The sequence below is a fragment of the Curtobacterium sp. 8I-2 genome (assembly GCF_902506155.1).
Classification (GTDB): Bacteria; Actinomycetota; Actinomycetes; order Actinomycetales; family Microbacteriaceae; genus Curtobacterium; species Curtobacterium poinsettiae.
On record NZ_LR732826.1, the window covers coordinates 501118 to 515643 of the forward strand.

Below are 14526 nucleotides of genomic sequence, written 5' to 3' on the forward strand. Positions count from 1 at the left end.
GTCCGTGCCTCCCGGCAGGTGCCCCGTCCACCGGGTCGTGGCTGCCTGCACCCGTTCAGCCGCGCGGCCGACCGAACGCTGACGGGCCCGTGCGGGTGTCGAGGTCGTCGGTGGCGCGTCGCTCGGACTCGACGATCCCACGCAGGGCGACGAGCGCGGCCGACGTGACGGCGACGTGGGAGGGGTTCTCGCGCGAGGCGTCGAGCGCTTGCTCGAGGTCGGCGATCGCCGCCTCGGCCTGGTCCTCCGGGGAGTCGCCGCGGATCGTGCTGGCGATCTTCCGGACCGCCTCGGCGATGGGCGTGGCGAAGGCGGGGTCCGGCCGCCCGACGCCCTCGGACACCGGGCCGGAACGTGCCACGAGCTCGGTGAGGTCCGTCGTGTACCAGGCGACCCGTTCCAGCGCGCGGAAGCGTCCACCGTCCTTCTGGAGCCGCGCGCGGGATCCGCGCAGGGCACCGCGGGGGTTGAGCCGTCGGCTCTCGTGCGCGATCGCCACGCGCGATCGCACGTCGGCGATGGCGCGGTCCAGGCGGTCCTGCTGGTGGTCCCACGCCTTCTCGTCGCGCTTGCCCTCCTCGAGCACGGCAGCCAGGCCGTCGAGGTGGTCGGCGAGCACGCCGTTCACCGCGTCGATGCGGTGTTCGGCGTCCCAGAAGTGCAGCGGCGGGAACACCAGGAAGTTGACGAGCAGCCCGACGACCACGCCCACGGCCATCTGCACCAGGTACCCGAGCGAGTAGCCCTCGGCGTGCGCGCCGCCGACGAGCAGCACGAAGAGCGCCGCGGTGGACACCCACGAGCTGCCCTCGCCCAGCACGCGGAACCCACCGACGAGCACACCGACGCCGACCGCCAGGGCGATCGCCAGGAAACCGGGGTCCCCGACCCACATCGTGAACCCGGCGATCAGGATGCCGAGCGCGATCCCGACCAGGGTCTGCACGCCGCTCCGGATGCCCGCGAACACCGTGGTCTGCATCGCGACGACGGCACCGAGCGGTGCGTAGTAGGGGTACTCGGCCGCGACGCCCGGCATGTGCTGCGCCACGAACCAGGCGATCACCGCGGCGGCAGCGGCCTTGCCTGCGTGCAGCAGGCGCGGTTGCGTGCCCGAGGTCCGGCTCCACCGCCAGACCCGTGTCCCCAGACCCGCTACGTGCTGGAACGCCATGACTTCCCTCCGTCGCACCCGGCCGGTGACGTTACGCCGAGCCGTCGGTGAGCGCGACCAGCCTCGGGCACGACGAAGCCCCCGCGACCTGGGTCGCGGGGGCTTCGTCGTGGTGGTGCAGCGCGCCAGGGGCGCACCGGACTACTTGGTGTCGGCGTCGTCCGACTTCTCGGCGGCGTCGGCCTCGACCTCGGCAGCTGCCTCGGTCTCGGACTCGGTCTCGACCGGGGCGGACGCCTCGGTGGTCTCGGTCTCCTCGACCGGGGCCTCCTCGGTGGTCTCGTCGGCGGCCGGGGCGGCAGCAGCGGCCGGAGCCGAGTTGCGCTTGACCGGAGCGGGCGTGCTCGAGACGGGCTCGAGGACGAGCTCGATCGACGCCAGCGGGGCGTTGTCGCCCTTGCGGAAGCCGAGCTTCGTGATGCGGGTGTAACCACCCTGGCGGTCCTCGACCTGGGGGGCGATCTCGGTGAACAGCGTGTGCACGACGGACTTGTCGCGCAGGATGCTGATCACACGACGACGCGCGTGCAGGTCGCCGCGCTTCGCGAACGTGATGAGACGCTCCGCGACCGGACGGAGGCGCTTGGCCTTCGTCTCGGTGGTCGTGATGCGACCGTGCGTGAAGAGGGCGTTGGCGAGGTTGCTCAGGAGCAGGCGCTCGTGGGCGGGACCGCCACCGAGGCGGGGGCCCTTGGTGGGCTTCGGCATGTCAGTTCTCCAGTGGTGAAAGTGGTGCGCGCGGTGTCAGCGCGCTTGCGCGTGAGCGCGAGGTCAGTTGTTGGACTCGTCCTCGTCGTACCCGCTGTAGAAGTGGGCGCCGTCGAATCCGGGGACGGTGTCCTTGAGGGACAGGCCGAGCTCGGTGAGCTTGTCCTTGACCTCGTCCACCGACTTCTGACCGAAGTTGCGGATGTTCATGAGCTGCGTCTCCGACAGGGCGACGAGCTCGGACACCGTGTTGATGCCCTCCCGCTTCAGGCAGTTGTAGCTGCGGACCGACAGGTCGAGGTCCTCGATCGGGGTCTGCAGTTCGTTCGAGAGCACGGCGTCGACCGGCGCGGGGCCGATCTCGATGCCCTCGGCCGCCGTGTTGAGCTCGCGAGCGAGCCCGAACAGCTCGACCAGCGTGCGACCGGCCGACGCGATGGCGTCGCGCGGCGTGATGGCCGGCTTCGCTTCGACGTCGACGACCAGGCGGTCGAAGTCCGTGCGCTCACCGGCACGCGTCGCCTCGACGCGGTAGGTGACCTTGAGGACGGGCGAGTAGATCGAGTCGATCGGGATCTGACCGGCTTCGCTGAACTCGGAACGGTTCTGCGTCGCCGAGACGTAGCCACGGCCACGCTCGATCGTCAGCTCGAGCTCGAAGCGCGCGGTGTCGTTCAGGGTCGCGATGACGAGTTCCGGGTTGTGGATCTCGACGCCGGCCGGAGCGGAGATGTCCGCTGCGGTGACCTGACCGGCACCCTGCTTGCGCAGGTACGCCGTGATGGGCTCGTCGTGCTCGCTGGAGACGACCAGGCTCTTGATGTTGAGGATGATCTCGGTGACGTCTTCCTTGACACCGGGAACGGTGCTGAACTCGTGGAGGACGCCGTCGATGCGGATGCTGGTGACAGCCGCGCCGGGGATCGAGGAGAGGAGCGTGCGGCGCAGCGAGTTGCCGAGGGTGTACCCGAAGCCGGGCTCGAGCGGCTCGATGACGAAGCGCGAGCGGTGCTCGGAGATCGGCTCCTCGGTCAGGGTGGGGCGCTGTGCAATGAGCACTGTGGGATTCCTTTCGGCGAAGTGTCCGCTATATGACACTTGGCGGTACGACGGGGCCGCATGGGCCCCGACGGGTCTGTTGAGTTGTGATCACGCGCACACACGTGCGCGATCGAACGACCAGGAATGGCCGCGGGCCCTGCCCGCCCTCGCCGGAACGGATCCGGTCAGGGGACGAGCAGGGCGCGGCCGGTTGCTCCTCGCGTCAGACGCGGCGGCGCTTGGGCGGGCGGCACCCGTTGTGCGCCTGCGGCGTGACGTCGTTGATCGAGCCGACCTCGAGGCCAGCGGCCTGGAGGGAACGGATCGCGGTCTCGCGACCCGAACCCGGGCCCTTCACGAAGACGTCGACCTTCTTGACGCCGTGCTCCTGCGCCTGACGCGCAGCGGACTCGGCAGCGAGCTGCGCCGCGAACGGCGTCGACTTGCGCGAACCCTTGAAGCCCACGGCACCCGAGGACGCCCAGCTGAGGACGGCACCCGACGGGTCGGTGATGCTGACGATCGTGTTGTTGAACGTGCTCTTGATGTGGGCCTGGCCCACAGCGACGTTCTTCTTCTCCTTGCGGCGCGGCTTGCGCGCGGCAGTCTTGGGGGTAGCCATCGGGGTCTCCTATCGAGCCTTCTTCTTGCCTGCCACGGTGCGCTTCGGTCCCTTGCGGGTACGAGCGTTGGTCTTGGTGCGCTGACCGCGCACCGGGAGACCACGACGGTGGCGGAGACCCTCGTAGCTGCCGATCTCGACCTTGCGTCGGATGTCGGCGGCGACCTCACGGCGGAGGTCACCCTCGACCTTGAAGTTGCCCTCGATGAAGTCACGGAGGGCGACGAGCTGGTCGTCGGTCAGGTCCTTGACGCGGATGTCACCGGAGATACCGGTCTCCGTCAGTGCCTGGACGGCGCGGGTACGGCCGACGCCGTAGATGTACGTGAGTGCGATCTCCACGCGCTTCTCGCGCGGGATGTCGACGCCTGCTAGACGTGCCATGTGATGGCTGCTCCTGTTGTCGATGGAGGTGTGGCGCAGTACCGGTGCTCGGGCCTCCGCCCCGAGGTGTCCCCCGGCCGTCGTGCGGTCGGGTTCTGGTACTGCGTTGTCGATCTTCAGTTGTGGGTCGTGCTCGAGCAGCCTGGTGTCCGAGGGACACCGTCGGCGCCGGTCACGCGCCCGGGACTAGCCCTGGCGCTGCTTGTGACGCGGGTTGCTCTTGCAGATCACCATGACGCGGCCCTTGCGGCGAATCACACGGCAGTGTTCGCAGATGGGCTTGACGCTGGGGTTGACCTTCATGGTTCTTTCCTCGTGCTCGCTGGCTTCGTGCTCGGCAGGATTGCCGTGCCGTTCCTTTCCAGCTCGCGGATCACTTGTAGCGGTAGACGATCCGGCCGCGGGTCAGGTCGTACGGGCTCAGCTCCACGATCACGCGGTCCTCGGGGAGGATGCGGATGTAGTGCTGGCGCATCTTCCCGGAGATGTGCGCGAGGACCTTGTGTCCGTTCGTCAGCTCAACGCGGAACATCGCGTTGGGCAGAGCTTCGAGCACCGAGCCTTCGATCTCGATGACGCCGTCTTTCTTGGCCATAGCCTCACTGTCGCTTGGTTGTGGAACAGGTGTGATCCCCGAACCGGTCTGCGGGTCGGTCGCCACACCCGAGAGGGCATGACACACCAAAGATCGATCTTATGTGGTAAACCCGCAATTGCCAAGTGGGGGCGCGGAACACCCCACGTCTGGGGCTTCCGGAGCAGTGTCTGAGCGTTCCACAGTGGTTTGACGGCGCGCTCCGGGCGCGCTCATGCGTGCGAACCGTAGTTTTGCTCCGCAGCCACGTCCGCCGCACCAGCAGCTCGCGACGGACCACCGAACGGAGAACACGTGCCCGACGCCACACGACGCCCCTTCGCCAGTCACGGCAAGCAGGCCCGTCGCCGGGGTTGGGGCACGCTCGTCACCGTCGTGGCGTCCGCCGTCGCCGTCCTGCTCGTCAGCGGCACGAGCGTCGCCGCGATCGCCGGCGCACAGCTGTCGTCCGCTCCCCGGACCGTCGCGCTCAGCACCGACGACCAGAGCACCGCGAAGACCGCCGACATCTCGGCGATCAAGGGCGGGGCGAACATCCTGCTCATCGGCAGCGACACCCGTGTCGGCCAGTTCGACTCCGACGAGGACGTCGAGGGCGCTCGCAACGACGTCACGATGCTCATCCACATCTCAGCCGACCACCAGCAGCTCACCGCGGTCAGCTTCCCCCGTGACCTGATGGTCCCGATCCCGGCGTGCACGAACCCCGCGACCGGCACGACCTACCCCGCCGCGACGTCGGCGATGTTCAACACCGCACTCGGCAACGGTGGTGTCTCCTGCGTCGTGGACACGGTCGAGAACCTGACCGGCCTGAGCATCCCCTACGCCGGCTTGATCACCTTCGACGGTGTCATCGAGATGTCGAACGCCCTGGGCGGCGTCGACGTCTGCGTCGCCCAGCCGATCGACGACACGTTCACCGGCCTGCACCTGACGAAGGGCTCGCACTCGCTCCAGGGCACGGACGCCCTGGCCTTCCTGCGCAGCCGCCACGGTGTCGGTGACGGCAGCGACCTGGCCCGGATCAGCTCGCAGCAGGTGTTCCTCTCGGCGCTGCTCCGCAAGGTCACCTCGGACGGCACCCTCTCGAACCCCATCACGCTCTACAAGCTGGCCGGCGCCGCGCTGTCCAACATGACGCTCTCCGACGGGCTGGCGCAGACCGGGACACTGGTCAAGCTCGCCGCCGCCCTGCGTGGGATGAGCACGGCCAACATGCTCTTCGTGCAGTACCCCGTCGTCGACGACCCCGCCGACAACGCGCGCGTGGTCGTCGACCAGGAGACCGCGCACACGCTCAACGTGGCGCTGCAGAACGACGTCCGGTCCTCGCTGAGCGACTCGAGCACCGGCCGGGCGTCCGAGGAGTCGACGTCGAGCGGCGGATCGTCGGGCACGACCGGGTCGTCGGGGTCGTCGGGATCGTCGGGAACGTCGACTGGCGGTTCGTCGCCTGCCGGCACCCCCGCACCCTCGTCGAGCGCAACGGCCACCCGGACGCCTGCCGCGTCGGCGACACCGCTGCCCTCGTCGATCACCGGGCAGAGTGCCTCGGAGCAGACCTGCTCCGTCGGCAACTGACGGCCGCCGCCGTCGGTCGCCCACCCGCACGGTCCGCCTGACGCGCCCTGAGCGCGCGCCGCACACACGGGGACCCGGCGGGGCGGACCCGGGCCGCGCCTCCAGGTCGTCAGGCCGTCCGGCCGTCCGGCCGTCAGGCCGTCAGGCCGTCAGGCCGTCAGGCCCAGCCCTGGAGGCCCGCCCTACGGGATCGGGACGGGCGTCACGCCCAGCGGGGCCAGGCCCCGTGCGCCGCCGTCGGCGGCGGTGAGCACCCAGATGCCGGACGCGTGCACCGCGACGCTGTGCTCCCAGTGGGCGGCGTCCTTGCCGTCCAGCGTGCGGACCGTCCAGTCGTCGTCGTCCGTCGAGCTGTCGATCGACCCGGCCGTGACCATGGGCTCGATGGCGACCACCAGGCCGGGCTTGACGGCCGGACCGGCGCCACGGACGCGGTAGTTGAAGACGGGTGGTTCCTCGTGCATCGACCGGCCGATGCCGTGGCCGGTGTAGTCCTCGACGATGCCCCACGAACCGGTCTCGTCGATCGCGTCCTCGACCGCCGAGCCGACCTCGTGCAGGTTCTTGGCGCTGGCCAGTGCTGCGATGCCGTGCCAGAGCGACCGCTCCGTCGTGTCGCAGAGCGCCTGCCGAGCCACCGTGACCGTCTCGTCGCCACCGGGGACGACGGTCGTGAAGGCGCTGTCGCCGTTCCAACCGTCGACCTCGGCACCGGCGTCGACCGACACGATGTCACCGGGCGCGAGCACGCGGTCGCCGGGGATCCCGTGCACGATCTCGTCGTTCACCGAGACGCACAGGGTGTGGCGGTAGCCGGGGACGAGCTGGAAGTTCGGGATGCCGCCGCCGTCGCGGATCGTGCGCTCCGCGATCGCGTCGAGCGCACCGGTGGTGACGCCGGGACGGATCGCTGCACGGACGGCGTCCAGCGCCTCAGCCGTCAGCAGCCCCGGGCGGACCATCGCCCGGAGCTCGTCCGGGGTCTTGTAGATCGAGGGCTTCCGGAACCGCACCACGCTGGTCAGACGGCCGCGGCGAGCCCGCGACCCGACAGTGCGGTCTGGATCCGGTCGCCGACCTCGTCGATGCCGCCGAGGCCGTCGACGTCGACCACCAGGCCACGCTCGCCGTACGCCGCCACGATGGGCGCCGTCTGCTCGGCGTAGACCTGCTGACGACGACGGATCGTCTCCTCGTTGTCGTCGCTGCGGCCCTGGTCCTCAGCACGCTTCAGCAGGCGACCGACGAGCTCGTCCTGGTCCGCGACGAGCTGCACGACGGCGTCGATCCCGGTGCCCTGCTCAGCGAGCAGTGCGTCGAGGTACTCGACCTGGCCGACAGTCCGGGGGTAGCCGTCGAGCAGGAACCCGTTCTCGGCGTCCGGCTCCTGCAGACGGGACTTGACGAGCTCGTTCGTGAGCGAGTCCGGCACGTAGTCGCCGGCGTCCATGATCGCCTTCGCCTGGACGCCGAGGGGCGTGCCCTCTGCCACGTTCTTGCGGAAGATGTCCCCGGTCGAGATGGCGGGGATCCCGAAGGACTCGGCGATGCGGCCGGCCTGGGTGCCCTTCCCGGCTCCGGGAGGTCCGACGATGATGAGACGTGCGCTCAACGGAGAAGCCCTTCGTAGTGACGCTGCTGCAGCTGGGAGTCGATCTGCTTCACGGTCTCGAGACCGACACCCACGATGATGAGGATGCTCGCGCCACCGAACGGGAAGTTCTGGTTCGCGCCGAACAGCGCCAGTGCTGCCAGCGGGATGAGCGCGATGAGACCGAGGTAGAGCGAGCCGGGCAGCGTCACCCGGGTGAGGACGTAGTCGAGGTACTCGGCGGTCGGACGCCCGGCACGGATGCCGGGGATGAACCCGCCGTACTTCTTCATGTTGTCGGCGACCTCTTCGGGGTTGAAGGTGATCGCCACGTAGAAGTACGTGAACCCGACGATGAGCAGGAAGTACAGGACCATGTAGAACCAGTTGTCACCCGAGGTCAGGTTGTTCTGGACCCACGTCACCCACGCGGCCGGCTCGGAGCCGTCGGAGGGCTGGTTGAACTGCGCGACCAGGGCCGGCAGGTACAGCAGCGACGAGGCGAAGATGACGGGCACGACGCCGGCCATGTTCACCTTGATCGGGATGTACGTGTTGTTGCCGCCGTACGTCCGCCGCCCGACCATGCGCTTGGCGTACTGCACGGGGATCCGGCGCTGTGACTGCTCCACGAACACGACGGCCATCATGATCACGAGTCCGACGAGGATCACGAACAGGAAGAGTTCGAAGGACTGCGACTGCTCGATCGCCCAGAGCGCCGACGGGAACTGCGCCGCGATCGACGTGAAGATCAGGAGCGACATGCCGTTGCCGATGCCGCGCTCGGTGACGAGCTCGCCCATCCACATGATGATGCCGGTGCCGGCGGTCAGCGTGACGACCATCAGCATGATGGCGTACCAGCTGTCGTTCGAGATGATCGACGTGCAGGAGGCGGAGGCGTTGGTGCCGAACAGGGCGCCGGAACGAGCGACCGTGATCAGGGTCGTGGACTGCAGGACGCCCAGCGCGATCGTGAGGTACCGCGTGTACTGCGTCAGCTTCGCCTGGCCCGACTGGCCCTCCTTGTAGAGGGTGTCGAAGTGCGGGATGACCACGCGCAGCAGCTGCACGATGATCGACGACGTGATGTACGGCATGATGCCGAGCGCGAAGACCGAGAGCTTCAGCAGCGCGCCGCCGGAGAAGAGGTTGATCAGGTCGTAGAGGCCGCCGGAGGACGACGCGCTGGCGAGACAGCTCTGCACAGCGGTGTAGTCGACGAACGGTGCCGGGATGTACGACCCGAGACGGAACAGCGCGATGATCGCGAGGGTGAAGCCGATCTTCTTGCGAAGATCAGGGGTGCGCATGATGCGCGCGACCGCTCTGAACACGATGACTCCGAACTTGTGGGACCGGGGCCGTCGATCGCGGCCGGACCGGTTTCGGTCGGCAGGGCCGACCCGGCTGGCGGATGCCGGCCACTGTCAAGGAAACCGTAACGGCGGCCCGTGCGCAAACGCACGGGCCGCCGACGGGGGTTACTGGGAGACGGTGCCGCCAGCAGCCACGATCTTCTCGGCGGCGGACGCCGAGACCTTGTCGACCGCGACCGTGATCTTCACGGTGATGTCACCCTGACCGAGAACCTTGACCTTCTCGTTCTTGCGGACGGCGCCCTTGGCGACCAGGCCCGCAACGGTGACGTCGCCACCATCGGGGTAGAGCTCCGAGATCTTGTCCAGGTTCACGACCTGGTACTCGACCCGGAACGGGTTCTTGAACCCGCGGAGCTTCGGGGTGCGCATGTGCAGCGGCATCTGCCCACCCTCGAAGCCGACCCGGACCTGGTAACGGGCCTTCGTGCCCTTGGTACCACGCCCAGCGGTCTTGCCCTTCGAGCCCTCACCGCGACCCACACGGGTGCGGTCCTTCTTGGCGCCCTCTGCGGGACGGAGGTGGTGCAGCTTCAGCACCTGCACGCGCTCGTTCTTCTCGTCGCTCATGCGTCGACCTCCTCGACCTTCACGAGGTGCGCCACCGTCGCGATGTACCCGCGGTTCTGGGAGTTGTCCTCACGCTCGACCGAACGGCCGATGCGCTTGAGGCCCAGGCTGCGCAGGGTGTCGCGCTGGTACTGCTTCTCGCTGATAACGGACTTGATCTGCGTGATCTTCAGCATCGCCATCACGCACCTGCCTTCTCGGTCGCGGCACGCAGGGCTGCGGCCTCGGCCTGGAGCAGACGGGCCGGGACGACCCGCTCGACGTCGAGGCCACGACGGCTCGCGACGGCGCGGGGCTCCTCGAGCTGCTTCAGAGCCTCGACGGTCGCGTGCACGATGTTGATGGTGTTCGACGAGCCGAGCGACTTGCTCAGCACGTCGTGGATGCCGGCGCACTCGAGCACGGCGCGGACCGGACCACCGGCGATGACACCGGTACCGGGGCCTGCCGGACGCAGGAGGACGACGCCAGCGGCGGCTTCACCCTGCACCGGGTGCGGGATCGTGTTGCCGACGCGGGGGACGCGGAAGAAGTTCTTCTTCGCCTCTTCGACGCCCTTGGAGATCGCCGTGGGGACCTCCTTGGCCTTGCCGTAGCCGACGCCCACGAGGCCGTTGCCGTCGCCGACGACGACGAGCGCCGTGAAGCTGAAGCGACGACCACCCTTGACGACCTTCGACACGCGGTTGATGGTCACCACGCGCTCGAGGAACTGGCTGTCGCCACCGCGGTTGTTGCGGTCACGGCCCTGCTGACGGTCACGACCGCCACCACGACGGCCACGGTTGTCAGCGGAGTCGCGGTTGTTGGACGCGGAACCCGCGGCGGTCTCGACCGGACGCTCGGCGACGGCAGGTGCCTCCGCCTCCTTGCCGGTCTTGGCGCCCTCGGCAGGTGCCTCGGCGGTCGCATCGGTGGCCGTGGCCTCCGTGCTCGCCTCGGTGGCCTCCGTGGTCTCGACTGCCTCGGTCTCCGTGGCCTCGACGGCCTCGGTCTTGGCGTCTTCGTTGGTGTTCGCGTTGTCGCTCACAGGTTCAGCCCTCCTTCACGGGCACCATCGGCGATCGCGGCGACGCGACCGGCGTACTTGCTGCCACCGCGGTCGAAGACCACGGCCTCGACGCCAGCCGACTTCGCGCGCTCGGCGAGGAGCTCACCGACGCGACGGGCCTTGGCGGTCTTGTCGCCGTCGAACGAGCGGAGGTCTGCCTCCATCGTCGAGGCGCTGGCGAGGGTGTGACCCTTCGCGTCGTCGATGACCTGCACGAACACGTGACGCGACGAGCGGGTGACGGCGAGACGGGGACGAGCCTCGGTGCCGGTGATCTTCTTGCGGAGACGGTTGTGACGACGCGCCTTGGCGGCCGCCTTGCTCTTGCCTCGTGTCTTGAGGAGTCCCATGATCACTTACCTGACTTTCCGGCCTTGCGGCGCACGTTCTCGCCGGCGTAACGGACACCCTTGCCCTTGTAGGGCTCGGGCTTCCGGAGCTTCCGGATGTTCGCGGCGACCTCGCCGACAGCCTGCTTGTCGATACCGGCGACGGTGACCTTGTTGTTGCCCTCCACCGCGAAGCTGATGCCCGCCGGCGGCTCGACCGTGATCGAGTGGGAGTACCCGAGCGCGAACTCGAGGTTCGAGCCCTTGGCCGCGACACGGTAACCGGTGCCGACGACCTCGAGGCCCTTGGTGTAGCCCTGGGTCACGCCGATGATGTTGTTGGCGATGAGGGTCCGGGTCAGTCCGTGGAGCGAACGCGACTCGCGCTCGTCGTCCGGACGGGTGACGAGGACCTGGTTCTCCTCGACCTTGGCCTGGATGGGCTCCGCGATGACGAGCGCGAGCTCGCCCTTCGGGCCCTTGACCGCCACGTTCTGACCGTCAACGGAGACGGTGACGCCGGCGGGGATGTCGATGGGGAGACGTCCGATTCGTGACATTGTCGATCACCACACGTAGGCGAGGACTTCCCCACCCACGCCCTTCTGCTCGGCTTCGCGGTCGGTCAGGAGGCCGGAGGAGGTCGAGAGGATCGCCACACCGAGGCCACCGAGGACCTGGGGGATCTCCGTCGACTTCGCGTAGACCCGGAGGCCCGGCTTCGAGACGCGCTTGATGCCGGCGATCGAACGCTCGCGCTCGGGGCCGTACTTCAGGTCGATGGTGAGGGTCTGCCCGACTCGGGCGTCCTCCACCTTCCACTCGCTGATGTAGCCCTCACGCTTGAGGATGTCGGCGATGTTCTTCTTGAGCTTGGAGCTCGGGAGCGCGACTGCGTCGTGGTGCGCGGAGTTCGCGTTCCGCAATCTGGTCAGCATGTCTGCGACCGGATCGGTCATCGTCATGATGTTCGTCCATTTCTCGCCTGGTTTCGACACCCGTTCCACGAATGCCGACCTGAGCGATCGAGTGATCCCGGGGCGGTTCCCCGAGATCGGTGTGTTCGTGCGTGCGGGCCGGAGGACGTGAATCCTCCGGCCCGCACTGCTCGAAGTAGCTTAGACCGTCTGCTCGTTGGAGCGGAACGGGAAGCCGAGCTGCCGGAGCAGCGCGCGTCCCTCGTCGTCCGTCTTCGCGGTGGTCACGACAGTGATGTCGAAGCCGCGGACACGGTCGATGCGGTCCTGGTCGATCTCGTGGAACACGGACTGCTCCGTGAGACCGAACGTGTAGTTGCCGTTGCCGTCGAACTGCTTGTCGCTGAGACCGCGGAAGTCGCGGATGCGGGGCAGTGCGAGCGTGACCAGGCGGTCGAGGAACTCCCACGCGCGGTCACCACGGAGGGTGACGTGCGCGCCGATGGCCTGACCCTCGCGCAGCTTGAACTGTGCGATGGACTTGCGGGCGATGTTCACCTGGGGCTTCTGACCCGTGATCGCCGTGAGGTCCTTGATGGCCCCCTCGATGATCTTCGAGTCGCGAGCTGCCTCACCGACACCGGTGTTCACGACGACCTTGACCAGGCCGGGGACCTGGTTGACGTTCGCGTAACCGAACTGCTCGGTGAGGGCCGTCTTGATCTCGGCCAGGTACTTCTGCTTGAGGCGCGGCTGGATCTTGCCAGCGGGCGCAGCAGTCGTGTCAGTCATCAGAGCTTCTCACCAGACTTCTTCGCGTAGCGGACACGGACGGTCTTCTTGACGCCGTCCTTCTCCACCTCTTCGGTGCGGAAACCGACACGCGTCGGCTTCTTCGTCTTCGGGTCGACGAGCGCGACGTTCGAGACGTGGATCGAGGCTTCGTGCTGCTCGATGCCACCGGTCTTCGAACCACGCTGCGTCTGGCCGACGCGGACGTGCTTCGTGACGAAGTTCACGCCCTCGACGACGACGCGGTTCTTGTCCTTGAGGACCTCGATGACCTTGCCCTGCTTGCCACGGTCGCCGCCACGCTCCTGCGTCGCGCCCGTGATGACCTGGACGAGGTCACCCTTCTTGATGTTCGCCATGGCTTACAGCACCTCCGGCGCGAGCGAGATGATCTTCATGAACTTCTTGTCACGGAGCTCGCGACCGACCGGACCGAAGATGCGCGTACCGCGCGGGTCGCCGTCGGCCTTGAGGATCACTGCCGCGTTCTCGTCGAACTTGATGTAGGAGCCGTCCTGACGACGGGTCTCCTTCTTGGTGCGAACGATGACGGCCTTGACGACGTCACCCTTCTTCACGTTGCCGCCGGGGATGGCGTCCTTCACCGTGGCGACGATGACGTCACCGAGGCCGGCGTAGCGACGACCCGAGCCACCGAGCACGCGGATGGTCAAGATCTCCTTGGCACCCGTGTTGTCGGCGACCTTCAGGCGGGATTCCTGCTGAATCACTGCTGTCTCCTATTCCGAAGCAGGCCGAGGCCTACTTGGCCTTCTCGAGGATCTCGACCAGGCGCCAGCGCTTGGACGCGCTGAGGGGACGGGTCTCGCTGATCACGACGAGGTCGCCGACACCAGCGGTGCCGAGCTCGTCGTGGGCCTTCACCTTGGACGTACGACGGATGATCTTGCCGTAGAGCGCGTGCTTCACGCGGTCCTCGACCTCGACCACGATGGTCTTGTCCATCTTGTCGCTCGTCACGTAGCCGCGACGCGTCTTGCGGTAGCCGCGAGTGAGGGCGGCGGAGTTCTTCTCTTCGTTCGCCATTACTTCTCCTCGGCGGTCTCGGCCTCGGTCGACTCGGCCGGCTTGTCAGCCTTCTTCGTCGTCTTCTTGGCCTTGGGGGCGGTCTCGACGGGCGCGGGAGTGGCACGGATGCCGAGCTCGCGCTCGCGGAGGACGGTGTAGATGCGGGCGATGTCGCGCTTGACGGCACGGAGACGACCGTGGCTCTCCAGCTGGCCGGTGGCCGACTGGAAGCGGAGGTTGAAGAGCTCCTCCTTGGCCTTCTTCAGCTCGTCAGCGAGACGCTCGTTCTCGAACGTGTCGAGCTCCGTCGGACGGAGCTCCTTGGAACCGATCGCCATTATGCGTCGCCCTCCTCGCGCTTGATGATGCGTGCCTTGAGGGGCAGCTTGTGGATTGCACGAGTCAACGCCTCGCGGGCGATCTCCTCGCTGACGCCGGAGAGCTCGAAGAGCACCCGGCCCGGCTTCACGTTCGCGACCCACCACTCGGGCGAACCCTTACCGGAACCCATGCGGGTCTCGGCGGGCTTCTTGGTCAGCGGACGGTCCGGGTAGATGTTGATCCAGACCTTGCCACCACGCTTGATGTGACGCGTCATGGCGATACGAGCGGACTCGATCTGACGGTTGGTCACGTACGCCGGGGTGAGGGCCTGGATGCCGTAGTCGCCGAAGCTGACCTTGGTACCACCGGTTGCCTGACCCGAACGCTTCGGGTGGTGCTGCTTGCGGTGCTTGACTCGACGGGGAATAAGCAT

At 67.8% G+C, this 14526-nt stretch carries 23 protein-coding genes; 1 reads left to right on the forward strand and 22 read right to left on the reverse strand.

All coding sequences use genetic code 11. The features are described 5' to 3' along the window. Nucleotides 1-55: 55 nt before the first annotated feature. The 7 genes from BOSE127_RS02375 to infA all read right to left on the reverse strand — a co-directional run bounded on the left by BOSE127_RS02375 (nt 56) and on the right by infA (nt 4524). Nucleotides 56-1174, reverse strand: coding sequence for an FUSC family protein (locus tag BOSE127_RS02375; protein WP_017885504.1), 1119 nt, complete (start codon nt 1172-1174; stop codon nt 56-58). 141 nt (nt 1175-1315) lie between these two features. Next, entirely contained in the window at nt 1316-1882 is a 567-nt protein-coding gene (rplQ, locus tag BOSE127_RS02380; protein ID WP_017885505.1) for a 50S ribosomal protein L17, read from the reverse strand. 63 nt (nt 1883-1945) lie between these two features. Beyond that, nucleotides 1946-2941: a DNA-directed RNA polymerase subunit alpha gene (locus BOSE127_RS02385; protein WP_017885506.1), complete on the reverse strand. Its 996-nt coding sequence runs from the start codon at nt 2939-2941 to the stop codon at nt 1946-1948. 205 nt (nt 2942-3146) lie between these two features. After that, nucleotides 3147-3545: a 30S ribosomal protein S11 gene (gene rpsK / locus BOSE127_RS02390; protein WP_017885507.1), complete on the reverse strand. Its 399-nt coding sequence runs from the start codon at nt 3543-3545 to the stop codon at nt 3147-3149. A gap of 9 nt (nt 3546-3554) precedes the next feature. Next, nucleotides 3555-3929, reverse strand: coding sequence for a 30S ribosomal protein S13 (gene rpsM / locus BOSE127_RS02395; RefSeq protein ID WP_017885508.1), 375 nt, complete (start codon nt 3927-3929; stop codon nt 3555-3557). 186 nt (nt 3930-4115) lie between these two features. Next, nucleotides 4116-4232 (reverse strand): 50S ribosomal protein L36, encoded by a 117-nt coding sequence (rpmJ, locus tag BOSE127_RS02400; RefSeq protein WP_022903266.1) that lies wholly within the window; start codon nt 4230-4232, stop codon nt 4116-4118. A 70-nt stretch (nt 4233-4302) separates the two neighbouring features. Continuing rightward, the gene (gene infA / locus BOSE127_RS02405; RefSeq protein WP_017885509.1) at nt 4303-4524 is read right to left on the reverse strand and encodes a translation initiation factor IF-1; all 222 of its coding nucleotides are present in this window, start codon (nt 4522-4524) and stop codon (nt 4303-4305) included. Nucleotides 4525-4818: 294 nt separating this feature from the next. Between infA and BOSE127_RS02410 the strand changes: the two genes are divergently transcribed. Beyond that, nucleotides 4819-6108: an LCP family protein gene (locus tag BOSE127_RS02410; RefSeq protein ID WP_042537499.1), complete on the forward strand. Its 1290-nt coding sequence runs from the start codon at nt 4819-4821 to the stop codon at nt 6106-6108. A 182-nt stretch (nt 6109-6290) separates the two neighbouring features. Here BOSE127_RS02410 and map read toward each other — a convergent pair whose 3' ends face one another. From map to rplP, 15 genes are all read right to left on the reverse strand, one after another. Next, complete coding sequence (gene map, locus BOSE127_RS02415; RefSeq protein ID WP_056072350.1) at nt 6291-7070, reverse strand: type I methionyl aminopeptidase; 780 nt, start codon at nt 7068-7070, stop codon at nt 6291-6293. Between the two features lie 59 nt (nt 7071-7129). Next, on the reverse strand, nt 7130-7720 hold the full coding sequence (locus BOSE127_RS02420; protein ID WP_017885512.1) for an adenylate kinase: 591 nt from the start codon (nt 7718-7720) through the stop codon (nt 7130-7132). Continuing rightward, the gene (gene secY / locus BOSE127_RS02425; RefSeq protein ID WP_017885513.1) at nt 7717-9039 is read right to left on the reverse strand and encodes a preprotein translocase subunit SecY; all 1323 of its coding nucleotides are present in this window, start codon (nt 9037-9039) and stop codon (nt 7717-7719) included. The genes BOSE127_RS02420 and secY overlap by 4 nt, the downstream gene beginning before the upstream one ends. 147 nt (nt 9040-9186) lie before the next feature. Next, complete coding sequence (gene rplO / locus BOSE127_RS02430; protein WP_017885514.1) at nt 9187-9651, reverse strand: 50S ribosomal protein L15; 465 nt, start codon at nt 9649-9651, stop codon at nt 9187-9189. Next, nucleotides 9648-9833, reverse strand: coding sequence for a 50S ribosomal protein L30 (rpmD, locus tag BOSE127_RS02435; protein WP_017885515.1), 186 nt, complete (start codon nt 9831-9833; stop codon nt 9648-9650). The genes rplO and rpmD overlap by 4 nt, the downstream gene beginning before the upstream one ends. Beyond that, a complete protein-coding gene (gene rpsE, locus BOSE127_RS17280) occupies nt 9833-10681 on the reverse strand; it encodes a 30S ribosomal protein S5 (RefSeq protein WP_017885516.1) in 849 nt (282 codons plus the stop codon). Before rpsE ends, rpmD begins: the two co-directional genes overlap by 1 nt. After that, entirely contained in the window at nt 10678-11052 is a 375-nt protein-coding gene (rplR, locus tag BOSE127_RS02445) for a 50S ribosomal protein L18 (protein ID WP_031259041.1), read from the reverse strand. Before rplR ends, rpsE begins: the two co-directional genes overlap by 4 nt. A 2-nt stretch (nt 11053-11054) precedes the next feature. Then, on the reverse strand, nt 11055-11591 hold the full coding sequence (gene rplF / locus BOSE127_RS02450) for a 50S ribosomal protein L6 (RefSeq protein ID WP_017885518.1): 537 nt from the start codon (nt 11589-11591) through the stop codon (nt 11055-11057). A gap of 6 nt (nt 11592-11597) precedes the next feature. Further along, nucleotides 11598-11996: a 30S ribosomal protein S8 gene (gene rpsH, locus BOSE127_RS02455; protein ID WP_017885519.1), complete on the reverse strand. Its 399-nt coding sequence runs from the start codon at nt 11994-11996 to the stop codon at nt 11598-11600. 153 nt (nt 11997-12149) lie between these two features. Next, entirely contained in the window at nt 12150-12740 is a 591-nt protein-coding gene (gene rplE, locus BOSE127_RS02460) for a 50S ribosomal protein L5 (RefSeq protein WP_042537502.1), read from the reverse strand. Continuing rightward, nucleotides 12740-13099: a 50S ribosomal protein L24 gene (rplX, locus tag BOSE127_RS02465; RefSeq protein WP_017885522.1), complete on the reverse strand. Its 360-nt coding sequence runs from the start codon at nt 13097-13099 to the stop codon at nt 12740-12742. Before rplX ends, rplE begins: the two co-directional genes overlap by 1 nt. A gap of 3 nt (nt 13100-13102) precedes the next feature. Further along, nucleotides 13103-13471, reverse strand: coding sequence for a 50S ribosomal protein L14 (rplN, locus tag BOSE127_RS02470; protein ID WP_017885523.1), 369 nt, complete (start codon nt 13469-13471; stop codon nt 13103-13105). Between the two features lie 31 nt (nt 13472-13502). Further along, nucleotides 13503-13787: a 30S ribosomal protein S17 gene (gene rpsQ / locus BOSE127_RS02475; protein ID WP_017885524.1), complete on the reverse strand. Its 285-nt coding sequence runs from the start codon at nt 13785-13787 to the stop codon at nt 13503-13505. Continuing rightward, nucleotides 13787-14107, reverse strand: coding sequence for a 50S ribosomal protein L29 (gene rpmC / locus BOSE127_RS17285; protein WP_017885525.1), 321 nt, complete (start codon nt 14105-14107; stop codon nt 13787-13789). Before rpmC ends, rpsQ begins: the two co-directional genes overlap by 1 nt. Beyond that, nucleotides 14107-14526: a 50S ribosomal protein L16 gene (rplP, locus tag BOSE127_RS02485; protein ID WP_017885526.1), complete on the reverse strand. Its 420-nt coding sequence runs from the start codon at nt 14524-14526 to the stop codon at nt 14107-14109. Before rplP ends, rpmC begins: the two co-directional genes overlap by 1 nt.

What these genes read in the sequence shown, in the direction of transcription:
- rplE (WP_042537502.1), bottom strand. Translation starts at nt 12,740, where the DNA reads ATGACTGACACGACTGCTGCGCCCGCTGGCAAGATCCAGCCGCGCCTC.
- rplF (WP_017885518.1), bottom strand. Translation starts at nt 11,591, where the DNA reads ATGTCACGAATCGGACGTCTCCCCATCGACATCCCCGCCGGCGTCACC.
- rpsH (WP_017885519.1), bottom strand. Translation starts at nt 11,996, where the DNA reads ATGACGATGACCGATCCGGTCGCAGACATGCTGACCAGATTGCGGAAC.
- rpsK (WP_017885507.1), bottom strand. Translation starts at nt 3,545, where the DNA reads ATGGCTACCCCCAAGACTGCCGCGCGCAAGCCGCGCCGCAAGGAGAAG.
- rpmC (WP_017885525.1), bottom strand. Translation starts at nt 14,107, where the DNA reads ATGGCGATCGGTTCCAAGGAGCTCCGTCCGACGGAGCTCGACACGTTC.
- map (WP_056072350.1), bottom strand. Translation starts at nt 7,070, where the DNA reads ATGGTCCGCCCGGGGCTGCTGACGGCTGAGGCGCTGGACGCCGTCCGT.
- rplX (WP_017885522.1), bottom strand. Translation starts at nt 13,099, where the DNA reads ATGGCGAACATCAAGAAGGGTGACCTCGTCCAGGTCATCACGGGCGCG.
- rpmJ (WP_022903266.1), bottom strand. Translation starts at nt 4,232, where the DNA reads ATGAAGGTCAACCCCAGCGTCAAGCCCATCTGCGAACACTGCCGTGTG.
- rpsQ (WP_017885524.1), bottom strand. Translation starts at nt 13,787, where the DNA reads ATGGCGAACGAAGAGAAGAACTCCGCCGCCCTCACTCGCGGCTACCGC.
- rplQ (WP_017885505.1), bottom strand. Translation starts at nt 1,882, where the DNA reads ATGCCGAAGCCCACCAAGGGCCCCCGCCTCGGTGGCGGTCCCGCCCAC.
- rplO (WP_017885514.1), bottom strand. Translation starts at nt 9,651, where the DNA reads ATGAGCGACGAGAAGAACGAGCGCGTGCAGGTGCTGAAGCTGCACCAC.
- infA (WP_017885509.1), bottom strand. Translation starts at nt 4,524, where the DNA reads ATGGCCAAGAAAGACGGCGTCATCGAGATCGAAGGCTCGGTGCTCGAA.
- rplP (WP_017885526.1), bottom strand. Translation starts at nt 14,526, where the DNA reads ATGCTTATTCCCCGTCGAGTCAAGCACCGCAAGCAGCACCACCCGAAG.
- rpsM (WP_017885508.1), bottom strand. Translation starts at nt 3,929, where the DNA reads ATGGCACGTCTAGCAGGCGTCGACATCCCGCGCGAGAAGCGCGTGGAG.
- BOSE127_RS02375 (WP_017885504.1), bottom strand. Translation starts at nt 1,174, where the DNA reads ATGGCGTTCCAGCACGTAGCGGGTCTGGGGACACGGGTCTGGCGGTGG.
- rplR (WP_031259041.1), bottom strand. Translation starts at nt 11,052, where the DNA reads ATGGGACTCCTCAAGACACGAGGCAAGAGCAAGGCGGCCGCCAAGGCG.
- rpmD (WP_017885515.1), bottom strand. Translation starts at nt 9,833, where the DNA reads ATGGCGATGCTGAAGATCACGCAGATCAAGTCCGTTATCAGCGAGAAG.